The following is a 16,832-nucleotide window of genomic DNA, read 5'->3' as shown; positions in this document are numbered from 1 at the left end:
TCCCGTAAACACGAACAAGGAGCAGACGAGGGAAAAGAAAAAAGGCCCCCGAAACGGAGTTCCGGAAGCCCTCTCTTCAAGTTTGGCGACTGACAGAGAATCACTTTCGCGAATCGCAGTCAAGAGTTTCTACGCGATTTTAATCGCCGTTTCGGCGAGCAGGTTTTCTTTGCCCAGCTGAGGCAAAGACATGCAGTCACACTCTCCAACGACGCCCTTTGGGCGGCGATCGCTGACGCTTGCCCATGTGGCAAGCCAGATGGTCGCAACCGAACGTCCTCCCGAAAAGATCGTGCACAAGTGGAAGATCTTCCACGCCATCTGCACGGCACGGCCGCGCCTTGGCGTGTCGGAGCGCTCGCTCTCGGTACTAAACGCGCTGCTGACCTTCCATCCCGAAACCGCGCTCACCGGGGAGGATGATCTGATTGTTTTTCCGTCAAACCATCAACTCACCCGGCGGGCGCACGGCATGCCGGCATCGACGCTTCGTCGTCACCTTGCTGTGCTGGTCGACGCGGGCCTGATCGTTCGGCGCGACAGTCCGAATGGCAAGCGCTATGCGCGGAAGGACAATGCGGGCGAAATCGAGTTCGCCTTCGGCTTCGATCTGTCGCCGCTCGTCGTGCGCTCGGAGGAGTTCGAGAGCCTGGCGGCCGATATCGAAGCCGAGGCCCGCGCACTCAGGCTCGTACGAGAGCGCATCACGCTGTGCCGGCGCGACATCGCGAAGATGATTGCAACTGGCATCGAGGAAGCCGTCCCGACGCGAAGGGGAGGGCAGGGGCCTGCCGATTGGCAGGTCGTGCACGCTGCCTTCCGCGCGATCGTCGATCAGATTCCGCGCACGGCTACGCGCCAGGAGCTCGAGCCGATCGCCGACGAGTTGTCTCAGCTCGCCGACGACGTGCTCAATCTTCTGGAAGAACACATCAAATCCAAGAATCCGAGCGCCAATGAGTCCCATTCTGAGCGCCACATACAGAATTCAAAACCAGACGCCCCTATTGATCTTGAACCTGTCTTTCGAGAAGGCAGGGCGGCGGGAGCTGAGCCCAAACCTCAACCCCCGCGAGTCGGGGAGGGGTCGTATCCGTTAGGAATGGTCCTGAGTGCCTGCCCGGACATCGTCGATTATGCGAAGGGTGGGATTTCGAACTGGCGCGATTTCCTGGCCACAGCGGCCGTTGTGCGATCGATGCTGGGGATCAGCCCGAGCGCCTGGGAGGAGGCGCAAAAGGTTATGGGCGAGGTGCCCGCAGCCATCGTCGTCGCGTGTATCCTGCAGCGCGGGACGGCGATCAATTCCGCCGGCGGTTATCTGCGCGGTTTGACGCGAAAAGCCGAGGTCGGCGAATTTTCGCTTGGCCCGATCCTGATGGCGCAGATCAATTCTCGCCGGCGAGATAAGCAGCGGGCGTGAGGCGATGAGGCGCCGTTCCCAGACCTTGCCTTTTTCGTGTGATCGCAAATACCCGCACTGACCCGGCTTCTGCGCTGTGTCGACGCAAAGCCGTTCGGAGAGATCGTCATGGCAAACCACGCTCCAATCATCCTCACGCCGTTTTTCCAGCCTCGTGATGAAGGCGCCGCGGAGCAGCGGATGTACGTGGCGGGGTTCGCGGACGAGGCGGGCGAGGCCTGGGGGACGCTGATTCCGTTGGATGCGGAGATGGTCGAGCACGCCGTTCTGGAACAACAGACATTCACCGTCTGGTGCAACTCCGACGGTCGTATCCAACCGCAGCCGAGCAGCGATAGTCTTTTTGAAGAGCTTCTGGAGAAAGGCCAATTGAAGGAGATGCCCCTCGATGAACTCGTCGCCGAAGCGATCGAGCAGGGCAAGAATGAACCCAATGATGACATCCTCGATATGTTCGAGACCCTGCATGAGCGGCTGGTGCGGGCGGAGGGCTTGGTCGCTGACGAGATCGCGCGGCGTAGGCGATGACGCGCGCGTGCGCCAGTGCGGTTCATGCTGCAGGGTGAGCCTGTACTAACGCGAGCTCCGCATCATCACCATGGTTATCCATGCTCTGGCGACCGAGTCGGCGGCCAGCATGTGCGCCGACGCTAGGATCTCTTGGCGCCGCGCAGGGTGGTCGCGTGGACGCGGCGGGCGAGATTGCATCCACACGGCGGTTACGTCGTGCATGCCTCGTTATCGATTGCGATGGCGACTTCGACAGGTGCGCCGAGATTGCTGACGGCAACGACCTCCATTGCAGGTGATGATCGCACCGTCTAGGTGCGCCTACTTGAAGTGAGCCGCATTTTGCTGCCACGACCGTTGCCTGAGATCCGAATGGCCGAGCGGATTAGGGCCGCCTGTCTTCATTCCATGTGTTTTCGCGACGGGCGCACCCATCAGCGTCCTCGATAAAGGCTGGTCTGACCGAAGGCCGATCCCGCTTCGCGGGCTCTCGATCTTGTCCCTGCAACGTCCGTTCTCGACTTTCTTCCCCTGGCGCTCCGCACCATTCCTCGCGGTCCAAGAAAGTCGCTGCCGGCCGCCCTCCATTTCATTTCGGCCCTTTGGGTGCAGGTCGATCGCCTCCGGTCTCACGACCGCCATCGAGGTCGCGATAGGCGCGGCCCGAGAAAACCAAGGGAATGAGACAATGGCTACCATCGGCACCTTCACGTCCACGGGCAATGGCTTCTCCGGCGCGATCAAGACGCTCAACCTCAACGTCAAGGCCAAGCTGATCCGCGTCGACAACCCTTCCGACAAGGGACCGCACTTCCGCATCTACTCTGGCAACGTCGAGTTGGGCGCCGCCTGGCAGAAGACCGCCAAGGACACCGAGCGCGACTACCTCTCCGTCAAACTGGACGATCCGAGCTTCCCCGCTCCGATCTACGCCACTCTGATCGAGGTCGAAGGCGCGGAAGGCCTCCAACTGATCTGGTCCCGGCCGAACCGGGATTGAAGCTCCAGCCAACGGGCTCCGTCGCAAGGCGGGGCCTGCTTCCCTTCTACCGGAGATGCGATCATGACCGTCGACACCATTGAAGAATTGCGCGCCGAGCTGCGCGAATGCGTGTTCACGCCGGCGGAGCGCAAGGCGCTCGAAGTCGAACTGGCCGAACTCATCTGCCAACGCAACGAAGCGCTCGCGGCCGAGGAGGGGGCATAAGCCCCCTCGTCTTGCGTCTTACGATGCACCGTCGTTACGGTCCGCTCCTCCGTTGAGACCATCCTTGATGGCTTTGGCAGGCGTAAATGTCAGCTTCCTGGAAGCTGCGATCGTAATCGTTGCGCCGGTCTGACTTTGAACTTGCCGAACCCGGGAAGGCTCGTCTCGGCTCCGCTCACGGCCGCATCAGCGCTCGCCTTGAAAACGCTATCGACGATGGTTTTCGCCTGAGCCTTTGTCAGGTCGTTCTCGGCTACAATCTTTTCGGCGATCTCATTGGCAGTTGTCATGGGACGAGTCCGTCTTGTTTCGATTTTGCTCGTCTGGCATCAAGGCCGTGGAACAGATAGAGCCGGCATCGCAGGCAGAGCCGTAATCTTCGAAAAATTGTCAGATTAAGACGGTTTTTCGTCCGCGACAGCGTAACCGCGCCTCCGCTTGGCACGCTCCAGGCATACGAATGCTTCGATCGCCTCCGCACTACCATCGAAGGTCTGCACCATGGTCTTGCCACTCGTGCCGATCCGGCCCCAATTGCGGATCACCGACATTTCTCCGAACAAGGTGGGCTGCGTGGACAGCGCATAAAACCGCCGCATATTGTGGGCGGCATCGATGCGGCGCAGATGAAGCGGTTCTGGTTCGGGGTTCGGCACGGACAGATTCTCGCTTCCTAGGGAAGCGGCGTCCAATGAGTTTTATGAATCGACCGGGCAGATCGATTCGTTTTATCGATAGGTCAATTGAGGGCGGAAATGCCGCGCACCCGTCCTATTGCCGGATTGAATCTCTCCTCGATGGAGACTTCGCCATCGGGACGCGCGCGTCGCAATGCCTAGCTTGCAATTGCGCCAGTCCTGATCACAACAGCCGCCCGCAAGAGATCGGCTCTTAATTCAAAGCTTCCTGCGGCTCTTACAGCCTTGCCTGCTTGCGCGCGCCCCTTCGGGCACGGCTCTACTCGCGCCGCCGCGGCGACGGTCCCGGAGCCCACAAGCGGTCTCCGCACCTTCGCGTGACGATCCTCTCGCGACCGTGTCGCAGAGCGCCCAGCAACGAGCACAATCCCAGTCTCGCGTCCCAGAATTTCTTCCCCTCGAGGGCTATGGACTGACCTGACTCTTCTGGCAGGGGATTCGCCGGATGAATTCCGGGATCGTTCCGGTGACCGGATTCGCAATCGTCTGTTGGTTCAAACCAACATCCCCCAGGACATGGCGGACGAGAATATGACCTCCGCGCTGTTACACCATTTCGGACCTTAAGATGAAGACCATTGTCATCAACAATCAAAAGGGCGGGGTCGGGAAGACGACGCTTGCGGTGCATTTGGCTTGGTTCATGGCGGAAGCGGATCTCCGCGTTCTCGTGATCGACGTCGATGCGCAGAGCAATGCGTCGGATACGTTGAGGCACTACGCCGGTTCAACGTTAGCCGCGGATCTGTTCAAGCCGGGGATACGCGTCGTACCTCGGGAAGATGAAGGCCTAACGCTCGCGCCGGCCGATAGTTCGCTGACTGATCTCGATCGCAGCAACGCGACCGCCATAACGACTCTGCAAGAGAACCTCGCTTTCGCGTCGGATCAGTTCGACGCCTGCGTCATCGATACGCCGCCGTCACTGGGACTTCGCAGTGTCGGCTGTTTGGTTGCGGCCTCGCATGTGCTGGCCCCTATCTATCTGGAGGACTATTCGATCAAGGGCGTCAAAGGTCTGATGCAGACCGTGATCGGCGTGCAGAGGCGCTATGGCCGCCAGGATACGAGGTTCCTCGGGTTGCTGCCTTCGAACTTCAACACGAAGTCGCCCCGTCAAAGGACCCATCTTGAGCAACTCTTGCGCGAGGCGGGCAAATATGTCTTCCCGGGCCAGATCGTTGCAAGGGACGGCTACGCTGAGGCCGTCGCAGAACGCCTGCCGGTCTGGAAGCTGAAGCGCCGCTCTGCGCAGGAGGCTGGCCGAGAAATCCGCGATGTTCTCGCCAAGATCGTCGCGCAGATGGACGAGACGGCACATGGCGCTTGATCTCAGCTTTAAGCAGCTCATCGACGTCGCGGAAGATGGTGCCGCCACAATCGGACAACCGACTTGCATCGCCATCGACCGTATTGACGAAGATCCGGACCAGCCTCGTCGCAGCTTCGACGAACCGAAGCTCGAGGAGCTTGCGGAATCGGTCCGTCAGCATGGCGTGCTGCAACCGATCGTGCTGCGACAAGCGACCGAGGAAGGCCGGTACGTGATCATCATGGGTGCGAGGCGGTATCGTGCTGCGAAGCGCGCCGGGCTCCGCGACATCCCGACTTTCATTCATGCCGTTGGTTCTGCGGATCGTTATGTTCAGATGATCGAGAATATTCAGCGCGACGACCTCAATGCCCCCGAAATTGCGGCATTCATCGCGGACCGCTTGGAGCGGGGTGATAACCAAGCTGACATCTCGCGCAAGCTGGGTAAGCCTAAGGACTGGGTTTCTCGCTACGCTTCGGTCCAGAGTATGCCGGAGTTCCTCCGATCGAAGCTTGCCGGCTCATCAATCCGTGCTGTGTATGAACTCTACCAGGCTTGGCGTGAGCAGCCCAACGCCGTCGAGACCTTATGCGCAGCACAGGAGAGCTTCACCGACGCACACGCCCGTCAGCTGGCCCGCAAAATTCGCACTGAGGTCCGCGGTTCCCCTGCTGACGGCGAGGGGCCTCCTGGAGATCAACCACCGCGAAGCCCGGTCGCAACGCAAGCGGCATTGCGACCCATAGAGACAGACCGTGTAACGGCGATCGCGGAAAAGTCCTCCCACTCTTCGGTCGATCGGAACGCGCGAATGAGCCCATCACTGACGATCAGAGTGCGTCACCAAGATCGAAGTGGCTGTCTTCTGGTCGATCGACTCGCGTCTCAAGGCTCACGCCATGCCGTGCTGCTGATCGATGGCGCAGAAGAAGCGGAAGAGGTTCCGGCATCGACGGTCACAATTGAAGAGATCCTGTTCGCATGAAGCTTGTCTTAGAGAGCTTCCTCAGAAACGCTGCTACAGTTGGTGCGCCGGCGCAGCGGATTTCCCATTCGAAGGATGGCGCGTTAGCGCAGCAGCCGGAGGCCGAACGCGCCCCCCACAGCGCCGTAGAGAGGCCGGAGGCTGCTGGAAAGCCGCGGTCCACATGCTCGGTACTAATGTTGCCGATCTGCACGCGCGGGGCTCGTGAAGTACCAGCATTAGGGGCGACGGCTGCGTCATTCCCAGAGGAACTCTCCGCATCGATCGCCGGCTGGGTTGGATCTCACCTGCAGCAACTTCCGAGCTTTGAATGTCGAGCCCGTTGGTTTGAACCAACATGGAGGGGGTCGAAGGATTCGCGCTTTCTAGTGCAGGATAGGCTTCGCGCCAGCGATGTATTACATCGCGATTGGGATTGGAGTGCATGGCTCTGATCTCGCTTCGCGTCCCCGACGAAGTCGCTGCGGAGTTCTCAATTCTTGCAGCTACCCAGGGCGGCAAGTCCGCGCTGCTGCGGCGTCTCATTGCTGATGCCCTAGCCGCGCCAGCGCCGCGCATCTTGGCGTTGCCGGTCGGACGGCCGGAGAAGGTGACGGTGCGATTTCGCGAGAGCGAGATGCGGCAGATCGCGGAAGTTTCACATCAGCGTGGCATGACCCGAACCGGCTGGATTGTCGCGCTGGTGCGCTCGCGATTGGGGTCACCAGTGCAGCATTCCCCGGACGAGCACGACGCGCTTCGCGCGATCGTTCGCGAGCTCAACCGGATCGGGGGCAACATCAACCAGATCGCGCGTGCCGCAAACACCAGTGTGTTGCAGGGCAGGGCGGTTGAGCTCGATCTGTCCGCAATTCAAGAGGCCAAAATGGTCATTGAAAGAGAGCTTGCGCAACTACGCAATGCGCTGCACGGCAACGCGAATTATTGGGATGGGCGGCGATGAGTAGGCGCCACTCGCCGCGGCCGACCGACCTGGCCTCCGAACTTCCGCCGATCTCGTATGTCTGGGAAACGCCCAATCGGCGCCCACGGCGGGCCGAGTGGGATATCCCCGATCCGGCCGCTCCCGGCCGCCTTACGCCTGCGATGCGTGCAAAGCTCGAACGCATCGTACGCCGAGCGCCAGAGGTAATGGTTAAGATCACCGGTCGCACCAGGGACGCGGCGCATCTCAAGTCGCACTTGGCATACATCACGCGAAATGGCGAGCTCGATGGTGAAACAGAGCAGGGCGCAACGATGGCGGGTCGTTCCGGATTGAAAGATCTGCAACAACAATGGGAGGATGATTCTGTTCTCGACAACAAGCGCCGCCGCGATGGATCGCTTTCGATCAACATCATTCTGTCGATGCCGGCTGGCACCGATGCCGTCGCAGTCAAGGATTCGGCCCGGGCATTTGCCGTCGAGACGTTCGGCTACAATCACGACTACGTCTTCGTCCAGCACCTCGACGACAAGCATCCCCACGTGCACTTGACCGTTCGGTCGCTGGGCCATGACGGCAAGCGACTCAGCCCTCGCAAGGCGGATCTTCAGGCCTGGCGGGAGCGGTTTGCTGGCGAACTCCGGCTTCGCTGGATCGCGGCGGAGGCAACGCCGCGGCGAACCCGCGGACGGGTTCGAAAGGCAGATCGCGGGCCGGTGCTCGCTTTACGCAAGCGAAAGATCACGCCAGATGTCGACCGGCTCGCCCGTCACGAGGTGCTTTCGGAGGCGAGGGGCGGCAGGACTGCCAAGCATCCTTGGGACGAACAGATTAAGTCACGTCAGGACGCGATCCGGCGGCGATATCTCGACTATGCCGCCGAGCTACAGCGCTCTGGAGTGGCAGCAGATCACGAGCTAGCGCGTCAGATTAGGCAATTCGCCAAGGATATGCCCGCTGTTGAAACTCGCCGCCATGCACTGATGAACGAGCTTGCGGAACTCGCCAGTAGCCGGCGCCGCGCCGGAGAGCAGGGCGTCGATGCCAACCGGCGCGGTGACACGCGAGACGATGAGCGAACCAGATAGCGAAGGGGATGGACCAAGACATTCTTTGAGCTAGGTCGGATCTTCCGCAGCTATCGAGATAGCGGCATCGATTTTCTTCACTCGCGCGGCAGGTCAGCATTCACGTCGATGTTCAGAACGTCATCCAGGGACACGCTGGCGACAGGTGGCGTCCGACTATGAGATGCTTGGATCGAAACTGCTTACCGGGAGATCATGCTAGGTATAGCGTCGAGCGATAAACGGGGATGCGAATCCCTCCCTCTCCGCCACCCCTCGAAAAACCCTAGAAAACAGCGGACCTTTTGAATCTCAAAGGGTTTTCCGGACCGCCGTCGGTACACATGGTCGGTACACATGGGGTTCGAATCTCTAAGACGCCATCCGGACAGCGGTATCTTTCTGTTAAGGAAAAGAGTCCCTGAACGGCTGAAGGAAGCCGTCGGCAAGGGCGAGGTCAAGCTTTCGCTGCGCACGCGCGATCCCGTCGTCGCGCGCATCCGCCACCTCGAGGTGCTGGCGAGGATCGAGCGCGCGTGGTCGGGAATCGACGCCGCGGTCATCGACGGCGAAGGCCGTGTTCTGTCGCCCCTGCAGTGCAAGTCCGCATCGGACGCGGGGCCGGCCGGCGCGGTCTCGGCGCGCGCCGATCCCGCGGCGACCTGTCCTTCGAAGCCGGGTCATTCCTTCGCCGGTCCGGCCGCGGTCGACGCGAGCGACAAGGCGCCGGTGCCGCTGCGCGCCCTCTTCAAATCCTACGGCAAGGAAGCCCAGCTCTCGCCGGCCACCGTCAAGCGGTGGTCGCCGGTCGTCGACCGGCTGATCGCGCATCTCGGTCACGACGACGCCGCGGCGATCGCGCGCGCCGACATCGTCGCCTGGAAGGACGCGCTGCTCGAAGGCGGCATGAAAAACATCACGGTCCGGGACGTCTACCTCGCCGCGACCAAGGCCATGTTCCAGTTCGCCGTCGATCAGGGGCTGCTCGCCGAGAATCCTGCCAAGGAGGTGAGGGTGCGCGTGCGCAAGAAGGTCAAGGAGCGCGAGAAGGGCTTCGACGGCGAGGAAGCCAAGACGATCCTGACCGCGACGCTGCGGCCGTTGTCGCACCTGATCAGCGAGGAGATGGCGGCGGCGCGGCGTTGGCTGCCCTGGATCGGCGCCTACACCGGCGCCCGCATCAACGAGCTTACGCCGTTGACCGCGGCCGACTTCGTCAAGCGCGACGGCATCTGGATCATCCGCATCCGCGGCGCCAACAACAAGACGCGCACGTACCGCGAGGTGCCGCTGCACGGCCACCTGATCGAGCAGGGGCTGCTCTACTACGCGAAGTCGCGCGGCAAGCGGCCGCTGTTCTACGACCCCGGCCGCAGCCGTGGGGGCAAGGATTCGAATCCGCACCACAAGAAGGTCGCGGAGCGCATCGCCGAATGGGTGCGCGCGCTCGGCATCGAGGGCGTGGCGCCGAACCACGGCTGGCGCCACCGCTTCTCCAGCATCGCCCGCTTCGTCGGGATGCCGGAAGACGTCCGCAACATCATCCAAGGCCACGCGGGCGGAAAAGTCGCCGACGACTACGGCGAGACCTGGCCTCTCGTGGCGCTCCGCGAGATCGAGAAATTGCCGCGTTACGTGGTCTGAAAGGAAGATCGATGTCCAAAATCACCTACACGATGTTCATAGAGAACGGCGACGGCGCCGACGAGATCGTCGCGCAGGGGGCGCGCTGCCGCGCGCGCTGGTCCTGGCACTGGAGCACGGCGACAGGGGCAGGGCCACCGTCGTCCACAGCGACGTCGGCCCTTTCCGTCACTTCGCGATCGGGCGGCGCCCCGTCGACGGCCGCTCCTTCGAGTGCGCGACGGACACGGTCGTGCGCCGCTCGGACAGTCCCGGAGTCGACGCGGATCGGGCAATGGAGGTCTTCGAGCAGGTCCTGCAGCAGCATCCTTGCGAGCTCTGGAAGGGGCACGTCGTGACCGACGAGGATTTTGTGCGTCGATATGCCGGCGGGAGGGCGTGACATGACGGAGCTTTCGAGAATCGAGACGTTCCTGCCCGGCTTCGGCGGCTTCCAGGGCACCATGTGGGACAACCTTTTTCCGCTCTCCCGCGAGATGTGCGCCGATCGCTTTGCCCGCGAGGAAGGCGAAGCCGGACTGGACGCCGCCGACTTCAGCGCGATCCTGCGCGAGACGAGCGATGCGTCGCGGTTCTTCAGGGCTCTCGCCGAGCGCTTCTGCCGCAGCTTCGACGCAGAAACTTCCAAGTGGCTCGGCTTCGAGCTGGGCTGACGTTCTCGGAGTTCTACATTCCGGCGGTCGGCGGCGGCAACACCGATTTCATCCTCGCGACGATGCCGGTGAACAGCGCACGCAAACTGCTCGCGCGTAGCGCGGAGGAGGGGCACCAGCGGCTCGTCAATTCGATCCGCGATCGGTTCGCGCCCTACGACGGCGTCGTTCCAAATCCCGACGGCGCCGTCGAGCAATGGCTCGCCGAACCCATCGAACGCTGGGGGCGGGTCGAACTCTGCGACCTGATCGCCGGCTTCGTCGATCCCGAGACCGACGAGCGGCTGTACGCGGACATGACGGCCGGCGGCGACGTCCGCATGTCGTTCGAGGACGCGGTCGATTGGAAGCGGTTCTCGGATCTGGTCGCCGTCCGTCGCCGCACGCCACTGATGCCGTCGGTCGTCGCCGTGACGCCGACGAAGCCCCGCCCGTAGTCGAAGAGAGGAAAGCAAGATGCCGCAGGAAATGATGTTGGAGGGTTTCGTGCCGGACTTTTCGGGCCTGTCGGGTTTGTCATCGAGATAGACGAACACCACAAAGCCGAGAATGACCGCTGGAATTCCCTCGATCAGGAAAAGCCACTGCCAGCCCGCCCAGCCGCCGAGGCCGGCCAAACCGGTCATTATCCAGCCCGCGAGCGGCCCACCCGTGACCCCTGACAAGGAAATCGCCAGCATGAACAACGAATTTGCACGAGCACGTCGCTGAGCTGGAAACCAAGAGGTGAAATAGAGCACGACCCCGGGGAGGAAGCCGGCCTCCATCACACCGACGAGAAATCGCATGATATAAAACTGAATGGGAGAACTGACGAACATCATTAGGGCAGAAGCGATGCCCCAGGACACCATGATCCGCGCGATCCACTTTCGAGCCCCAATCCTGTGCAAGATGACATTACTTGGGACTTCGAACAGGATGTAGCCGACAAAGAACAGACTGGCGCCTAGTCCGTAGACCGTATCGCTGAAATTCAACTCCTGTTGCATCTGAAGTTTAGCGAAGCTGATATTGACTCGATCGTAGTAGGCGACAATGAAGCAGACGATCAGCAGCGGGATGACTCTCCACGAGATCTTTCGGTAGACAGTGCCTTCCGCTTCTGTGTTAACCGCAAGTGCTCCTGTCGTGCTCATCGTATCCTCCCGTTTTTTATATGGCCTCCGCGTGTTTTGGCGGTTGGCCATCAGTTCCTGGCGAGAGGAACCAGTCTTGATTGCGTGCTTTGAAGCGGTGCCGGTGAGCGAATTGAATGCCCGACCCATCGCGAACCCCGGCCACCGCTCGACGGAATTCAGGGCACGATCGGAGGTGATTTCTAACGCCTTGGCTCGCTCCACTGCGCGCGCCGGACATTTGCCAGCAAGCTTTCGCGGCTGCGGATCAGATGTCGTTCCAGCGCCTCCCTTGCTTGCGCAGGGGAGCCGGCTTTCAGCGCGTCGAGAATGTCGCGATGCTCATCGAAGACGTGGCTGGTATCGCTTGCGAGATAGACATAAGCCGTATGGGTCTGCGCCAAGATGCGCTCATGCCAGGCGCTGACCACCGCATTGTCGCGGGCGAGAATGATGCGGTGGTGAAATTCCCGATCGAACTTCAGCGCGGTGGTCAGGTCCTTCAGCGTATCCCGCTTGAGGTGGAAAGCGTGCTGGTCGAGGTTCCGGGAAAGCTCGTCCAATAGATCTGGTATAATCGCTTGTCGCTCAAAGGCGACATTGATCGCATCAAGCTCGATCAAAATGCGCGCTTCATAAAGCTCTTCGACGGAGTTTCAGACTTGGATCGGGCGCACTGATTTCACCTTGGACGCCCCCGACATCACGGTTAGCTGGAAGGAGCAGTCAATCCCAATCGTGCATGTGATCATCAGGACGACTTCGCGCCGCACTAGAATTCCGCTGATGACGCGTTTTATGTTTGGGGGCCGGTGCCACCGGCGGACTTCGCCTTCAACTACGAAACCGCAGTGCCGTGATTGGATCGGCGAATGGTTAGGGATGATTTGATGGAAGGAGACGTCATGCAGGCGTTCCCATCGCGGAGTCGACGGTAGACGCGCCGGAACGTCAGGCCTTCTACGACAGGATCAGCCGACAGAACCTGACACCGCTGTGGCTTTCGCTTGCTGATCTCGTCACGCCGGAACCGCGCAGTCAGTGCCAGCCGGCAAGCTGGCGCTTCAGCGACATTCTCTCTGCGATGCTAGAGGCGGGGACTTTGATTACGGCAAAGGAAGCCGAACGTCGTGTTCTTGTACTTGAAAATCCCGGGCTTCGCGGCCAATCGAAGATCACCACCGATCTCTATGCCGGTGTGCAGCTTGTGCTGCCGGGTGAGGTCGCGCCTGCGCATCGGCATACACAGAGCGCGCGGTGGTTTGTCCGACATCGATGCCGAGCTTGAGAAGCTCGCCGTGAAGCCGTGGTGCCCCCCATAATGGGTTAGCGACACTCATCTCGCGAATGAGCTGACGGATTTCAAGTGGCATCGTTGGACGGCCACGGCGCGGTCTTGATTTCCAGCGCCCATACGCTGTGAAGCCGGCACGATGCCAGCGGATCCTCACGGTCTCCGGCCTCACGATGTTCAGAGCGTCCAGAACGCCAGGTGCCAGCCGATACAACCCGGCGAATACCAGACGGTCGATGCTGGTGAAGGTTAGTCGCTGCGGCGATTTACGTCGCAGCACGTTGAGTTGACGACGAAGCGTCAAGATCTCTGCTTGCAGCGACGCTTGCGATCGGAACAATCCGATCAGCGCCAACCAAATCAGGCTACAAACATCTCTCATCAACCAACAGCATCGCCCCTAAGATCGTCCGGCGAAGTAGTGCAAGGATGGCAGCAGGCTCTTGGGGTCGAAGCCCCTGCCGATGATGATGATGGCATTGTCCTTGCCGTCGATTGCCTCGCCACTCTCGGGCAGGATTTCCGGCGACTGCACCACATGGCGCACGCTTTGGAGGAGCAGTCGGCCGGCCGGGGTTCGCACGACGCCCTTCACGCGCATGATGTCGTCGCCTCGCGCATGCAGCAATGCGCTTAGCCAGACGCTGAAGGCAGCCCAGTCTATGGTTTCGTCGATGTCGATCGTGGTTGCCGTGATCGGAGCAGCAGCATCTCCCGACAAGTCGGGCAAGGACGCGCCCGCCTCGTGCTCGAAATCGGGAAGGTTCGTGCCGCTGCCCATGGCAGCACCCGAAATGGCGGCGCCCGGATTGAGCGCCTTGAGCGTGCCAAGCAAAGGCCGCAGCGTCTCTTCGCTCGCGACGTCGACCTTGGTCACGACAAGCCTGTCGGCGATCTCGACCTGCCGTCGCCCGAGCGGCTCGCGCCTCAATTGATCCAGCCCATGCAGCGCGTCCACGGAGACCACGATCTCGCTGACCACGATATGGTGGAGCAGCACCGGGTCGCATTTGATGGCATCGACAATCGTGCCGGGATCGGCAAGACCGCTTGTTTCAAGCACGATACGATCGATCCTGTTGGCAGGGTCGTCCGAGGAAACGCGCGCATCACAGACTTCGCGCAAGAGCGATATGAACGCCTCGCGACCCTCGCAACAGGCGCAGCCGCCGGCCAGCACCATCAGGCGCGAAGAGCGGGTAAGCAACGCGTTGTCGACCGGCACCTCGGCGGCCTCATTGACCACCACCAGCGCGTTTTGTGCCAGTCCATGATGCAACTGATGGCGAAGCCACGTGGTCTTTCCGGCTCCCAGGAACCCACCAAGAATGGTGAGCCTCATGCGCCCATCCGGTGAGCCAACCATCTATCGGGACCTGTTCTCGTCCTCGGCGTCGGCGCAGGTGAAGCGCGGATCGAGGGGATCGACCACCTTGCCGCCGATGCGTTCGGCCGCCGCCCAGAATTCCGCCAGATCGGCCGCCATCACATGATTTCCGGTCTTGGTCGCGACCGTGATGCCAGGTATTACGCCGTCATCGTGAGCCGTCAGCCCATAGCCGGACAATATCGTCTGCAGGACCTGTGCGCGGCGAAACCGGGCGCGCAGCCTGTCGGGCGCGGTAGCCGCGCCCGCTTCTGTCCAGTGCCCCGGTGCAGCGGGAAAACCGCAATTTGCGCACATGATCCCGTCTCCCAAGATCCCGTTTGCCAAGGCCCTGTTCTATCGACCGATCAGATAACCGGCGGCCTCGTCTTGCCTTCGAACGGATAGCGCTTGCGGAAGTCGCCGGCGATTTCCTCGAAGGTCGCCCAGCGAACGCCCTTGTGCCCGTTGATGTATTCGATCAGGCGTTCGAGCATCAGAATAACCTGCGGGCGGCCGCTAACGTCCGGATGGATCGTGAGGCAGAACGTCGCATAATCCATCTCACGATAGACCCAGTCGAACTGATCGCGCCAGAGGGATTCGATATCGCGCGGATTCACGAAGCCGTGGCTATTGGGCGATTTTTTGATGAACATCATTGGCGGCAGGTCGTCGACATACCAGTTGGCACCGATCTCGACCAGATCGATCTCCTTGCCGTGCTCAAGCGGTTTCATCCACGCTTCGGCCTTCTTGGAGTAATCGATCACGGTCCACTTGTCGCCGACACGGGCGTAGAAGGGCTGGAAGTCCCGATAACCTTGGCTGTGATCATATTGGAAGCCGTATTTCTGCAGAAGCGCTGCGGTCGAGGACGACATTTCCCACCACGGCGCCACATAGCCGCGCGGGCGCCTGCCACTTAGCTTTTCGATGACCTCGACCGATTTGACGAGCACGGCCTCTTCCTGGGTGGGCGTCATCGCCACCGGGTTCTCGTGCGTATAGCCATGCGCGCCAATCTCGTGACCCTCGTCCACGATTTGACGGCACTGGTTCGGGAAGGTTTCGATGGAATGGCCGGGGATGAAGAAGGTCGTCTTGAGACTATACTTCTTGAAAAGCCGGAGCAGACGGGGAACGCCGACCTCGCTGGCGAAGACGCCGCGCTGGATATCGGACGGCGAATCACCTCCACCATAAGATCCGATCCAACCCGCAACGGAGTCTACATCCGTTCCGAATGCGCAGATGATTTCCTTTTCGGCCATTCCAACTCTCCTGTTTTTGCTGTCGTGGTGGTTCAACCTAGAAGCGTGACTTCAAGCACTGTCATCTGAGCGGCAAGAGGTTTTCAGTTTCAATCATGGATTGAGAATGGCCCTAACCGCCCAGAAACTCTATCTCCGTCCTCATTCGGTCGATGCCCCAGCCTTGACCAAGAAGAACGGAGACCAGGACGCGGGCCTTGGGGCCAGAAAGATCGCCGGCGAAGATCGCGCCGGCCGCGAATAAATCCTTACCGCCGCCATTGCCGTAGACCGGCTTGACACGTCCTTTCGGGCAACGTGACGTGATGATAATGGGAATGCCGCGCTTGATGATTTCGGCGGCGGCCTCGGTGACGGCAGGCGTCGCATTGCCGATGCCGAAGCCTTCCAGGATGATCGCGTTGCTGCCATTGTCGGCGGCGTAGCGGATATAGCCATCGGTTGAGCCGATCACCAATTTTATGAGTTCGACATTCGCATCGATTGCGGAGGGCGCATAGTTGCGGCGCAAGGTCGGTTTGCGATGCACGAAAACCTGTCCGGCGTCGACCTCGCCCAACTTGCCATGCTCGCCGGACGTGAAGGTGTCGACCCGGGAAGTATGGGTTTTCGTCGCATCGCGGGCCGCGTGAAACTCCTGTTCAAAACAGATCATCGCCCCCAGCCCATGTGCAGCAGGAGAGGCGGCAAGGCGCACCGAATCGGCGATGTTGCGCGGACCGTCGGTATCCGGCTGATCAGCAGCGCGCTGGGCACCGGTGAAAACCACAGGCTTGTCTGAGCGGACGAGAAGATCGGCCATATAGGCACTCTCCTCCATCGTGTCGGTGCCGTGGGTGACGACGACACCGTCGCAATCGGGCTCGTTCAGCCTTTCGTTGATGCGAGTGGCGAGAACGAAAGCCAGAGGCAGATCGAAGGCGAAACTGCCGACATTGCAGAATTCCTCAACCTTGAGTTCGATGCCGGCCAGCGGGTCGTGCAGCGTGGCGCGTAGTTCCGAGCCGCTGACGGCCGCAACGACGTGTCCCGTTTTCTCATCGCGCCGAGACGCGATCGTGCCGCCGGTGGTGATCAGGCAAATTTTCTGCATCTGGCCTTGTCTCTGTCTCTCTCGCGCTCGCCTCCTGACTATTATGGTCTGACCGAAAAATCAACCAGAGCCTGTTTTTACCCTCGCTATCCTAAGATATAGGCGGCTCTCGCCCATTTTTTGCCATTGACGGCCTGACCAATATGGTGGTTTTATCGCATTGATCGATTTTGGTCGGACCGTATGGAAAGCAGATCAACAACAGCGCCATGTGCATGGGGATCGTCAATGTCTGACCTGTTTACTCGAGTGAAACT

At 60.8% G+C, this 16,832-nt stretch carries 16 protein-coding genes and 3 pseudogenes; 10 read left to right on the top strand and 9 right to left on the bottom strand.

Annotated elements, in window-relative coordinates; genetic code table 11:
- Positions 1-190: 190 nt before the first annotated feature.
- The 4 genes from repC (at position 191) to IVB18_RS50920 (ending at position 3,140) form a co-directional block, all read left to right on the top strand.
- On the top strand, positions 191-1,423 hold the full coding sequence (gene repC, locus IVB18_RS50935) for a plasmid replication protein RepC (protein WP_247992030.1): 1,233 nt from the start codon (positions 191-193) through the stop codon (positions 1,421-1,423).
- 108 nt (positions 1,424-1,531) lie between these two features.
- Positions 1,532-1,951 (top strand): hypothetical protein, encoded by a 420-nt coding sequence (locus IVB18_RS50930; RefSeq protein ID WP_247992029.1) that lies wholly within the window; start codon positions 1,532-1,534, stop codon positions 1,949-1,951.
- A 670-nt stretch (positions 1,952-2,621) separates the two neighbouring features.
- Complete coding sequence (locus IVB18_RS50925; protein ID WP_108523387.1) at positions 2,622-2,933, top strand: DUF736 domain-containing protein; 312 nt, start codon at positions 2,622-2,624, stop codon at positions 2,931-2,933.
- Between the two features lie 63 nt (positions 2,934-2,996).
- A complete protein-coding gene (locus tag IVB18_RS50920; protein ID WP_247992028.1) occupies positions 2,997-3,140 on the top strand; it encodes a hypothetical protein in 144 nt (47 codons plus the stop codon).
- A gap of 18 nt (positions 3,141-3,158) precedes the next feature.
- Here the strand turns inward: IVB18_RS50920 and IVB18_RS50915 are convergent.
- Positions 3,159-3,430 (bottom strand): annotated as a pseudogene (locus tag IVB18_RS50915) (HU family DNA-binding protein).
- Positions 3,431-3,535: 105 nt separating this feature from the next.
- Positions 3,536-3,796, bottom strand: coding sequence for a WGR domain-containing protein (locus IVB18_RS50910; RefSeq protein WP_247992027.1), 261 nt, complete (start codon positions 3,794-3,796; stop codon positions 3,536-3,538).
- 610 nt (positions 3,797-4,406) lie between these two features.
- Here IVB18_RS50910 and IVB18_RS50905 point away from each other — a divergent pair.
- From IVB18_RS50905 to IVB18_RS50885, 5 genes are all read left to right on the top strand, one after another.
- The gene (locus IVB18_RS50905) at positions 4,407-5,168 is read left to right on the top strand and encodes a ParA family protein (RefSeq protein ID WP_247992026.1); all 762 of its coding nucleotides are present in this window, start codon (positions 4,407-4,409) and stop codon (positions 5,166-5,168) included.
- Complete coding sequence (locus IVB18_RS50900) at positions 5,158-6,138, top strand: ParB/RepB/Spo0J family partition protein (RefSeq protein WP_247992025.1); 981 nt, start codon at positions 5,158-5,160, stop codon at positions 6,136-6,138. Before IVB18_RS50905 ends, IVB18_RS50900 begins: the two co-directional genes overlap by 11 nt.
- 616 nt (positions 6,139-6,754) lie before the next feature.
- Entirely contained in the window at positions 6,755-7,081 is a 327-nt protein-coding gene (gene mobC / locus IVB18_RS50895; RefSeq protein WP_247992024.1) for a plasmid mobilization relaxosome protein MobC, read from the top strand.
- Positions 7,082-7,224: 143 nt separating this feature from the next.
- Positions 7,225-8,154, top strand: coding sequence for a relaxase/mobilization nuclease domain-containing protein (locus IVB18_RS50890; RefSeq protein ID WP_247992023.1), 930 nt, complete (start codon positions 7,225-7,227; stop codon positions 8,152-8,154).
- Between the two features lie 336 nt (positions 8,155-8,490).
- Positions 8,491-9,777: a DUF6538 domain-containing protein gene (locus IVB18_RS50885; protein WP_247992022.1), complete on the top strand. Its 1,287-nt coding sequence runs from the start codon at positions 8,491-8,493 to the stop codon at positions 9,775-9,777.
- A gap of 1,165 nt (positions 9,778-10,942) precedes the next feature.
- On the opposite strand, the pseudogene IVB18_RS50880 reads toward IVB18_RS50885, so the two are convergent.
- Together IVB18_RS50880 and IVB18_RS50875 are read right to left on the bottom strand one after the other, a co-directional pair.
- A pseudogene (locus tag IVB18_RS50880) lies at positions 10,943-11,569 on the bottom strand (MFS transporter); the annotation flags it as partial.
- 182 nt (positions 11,570-11,751) lie between these two features.
- Entirely contained in the window at positions 11,752-12,171 is a 420-nt protein-coding gene (locus IVB18_RS50875; protein ID WP_247992021.1) for an FCD domain-containing protein, read from the bottom strand.
- A 296-nt stretch (positions 12,172-12,467) separates the two neighbouring features.
- On the opposite strand from IVB18_RS50875, the pseudogene IVB18_RS50870 reads away from it, so the two are divergent.
- A pseudogene (locus IVB18_RS50870) lies at positions 12,468-12,803 on the top strand (gentisate 1,2-dioxygenase); the annotation flags it as partial.
- Here the strand turns inward: IVB18_RS50870 and IVB18_RS50865 are convergent.
- The 5 genes from IVB18_RS50865 to IVB18_RS50845 all read right to left on the bottom strand — a co-directional run bounded on the left by IVB18_RS50865 (position 12,724) and on the right by IVB18_RS50845 (position 16,575).
- Entirely contained in the window at positions 12,724-13,197 is a 474-nt protein-coding gene (locus IVB18_RS50865) for a hypothetical protein (protein WP_247992020.1), read from the bottom strand. The pseudogene IVB18_RS50870 and the gene IVB18_RS50865 sit on opposite strands and share 80 nt — an antisense overlap.
- A 45-nt stretch (positions 13,198-13,242) precedes the next feature.
- Positions 13,243-14,184 (bottom strand): GTP-binding protein, encoded by a 942-nt coding sequence (locus tag IVB18_RS50860; RefSeq protein WP_247992019.1) that lies wholly within the window; start codon positions 14,182-14,184, stop codon positions 13,243-13,245.
- Positions 14,185-14,208: 24 nt separating this feature from the next.
- On the bottom strand, positions 14,209-14,526 hold the full coding sequence (locus tag IVB18_RS50855) for a hypothetical protein (RefSeq protein ID WP_247992018.1): 318 nt from the start codon (positions 14,524-14,526) through the stop codon (positions 14,209-14,211).
- Positions 14,527-14,576: 50 nt separating this feature from the next.
- Positions 14,577-15,482 (bottom strand): polysaccharide deacetylase, encoded by a 906-nt coding sequence (locus IVB18_RS50850; RefSeq protein WP_247992017.1) that lies wholly within the window; start codon positions 15,480-15,482, stop codon positions 14,577-14,579.
- 112 nt (positions 15,483-15,594) lie between these two features.
- Positions 15,595-16,575, bottom strand: a complete 981-nt coding sequence (locus IVB18_RS50845) for an asparaginase (RefSeq protein WP_247992016.1) — start codon at positions 16,573-16,575, stop codon at positions 15,595-15,597.
- Between the last annotated feature and the right edge of the window lie 257 nt (positions 16,576-16,832).

Source organism: Bradyrhizobium sp. 186 (assembly GCF_023101685.1).
Taxonomy (GTDB): domain Bacteria; phylum Pseudomonadota; class Alphaproteobacteria; order Rhizobiales; family Xanthobacteraceae; genus Bradyrhizobium.
Note: the sequence above shows the minus strand (reverse complement) of the source record. Positions and strands in the feature narration are given on the sequence as shown.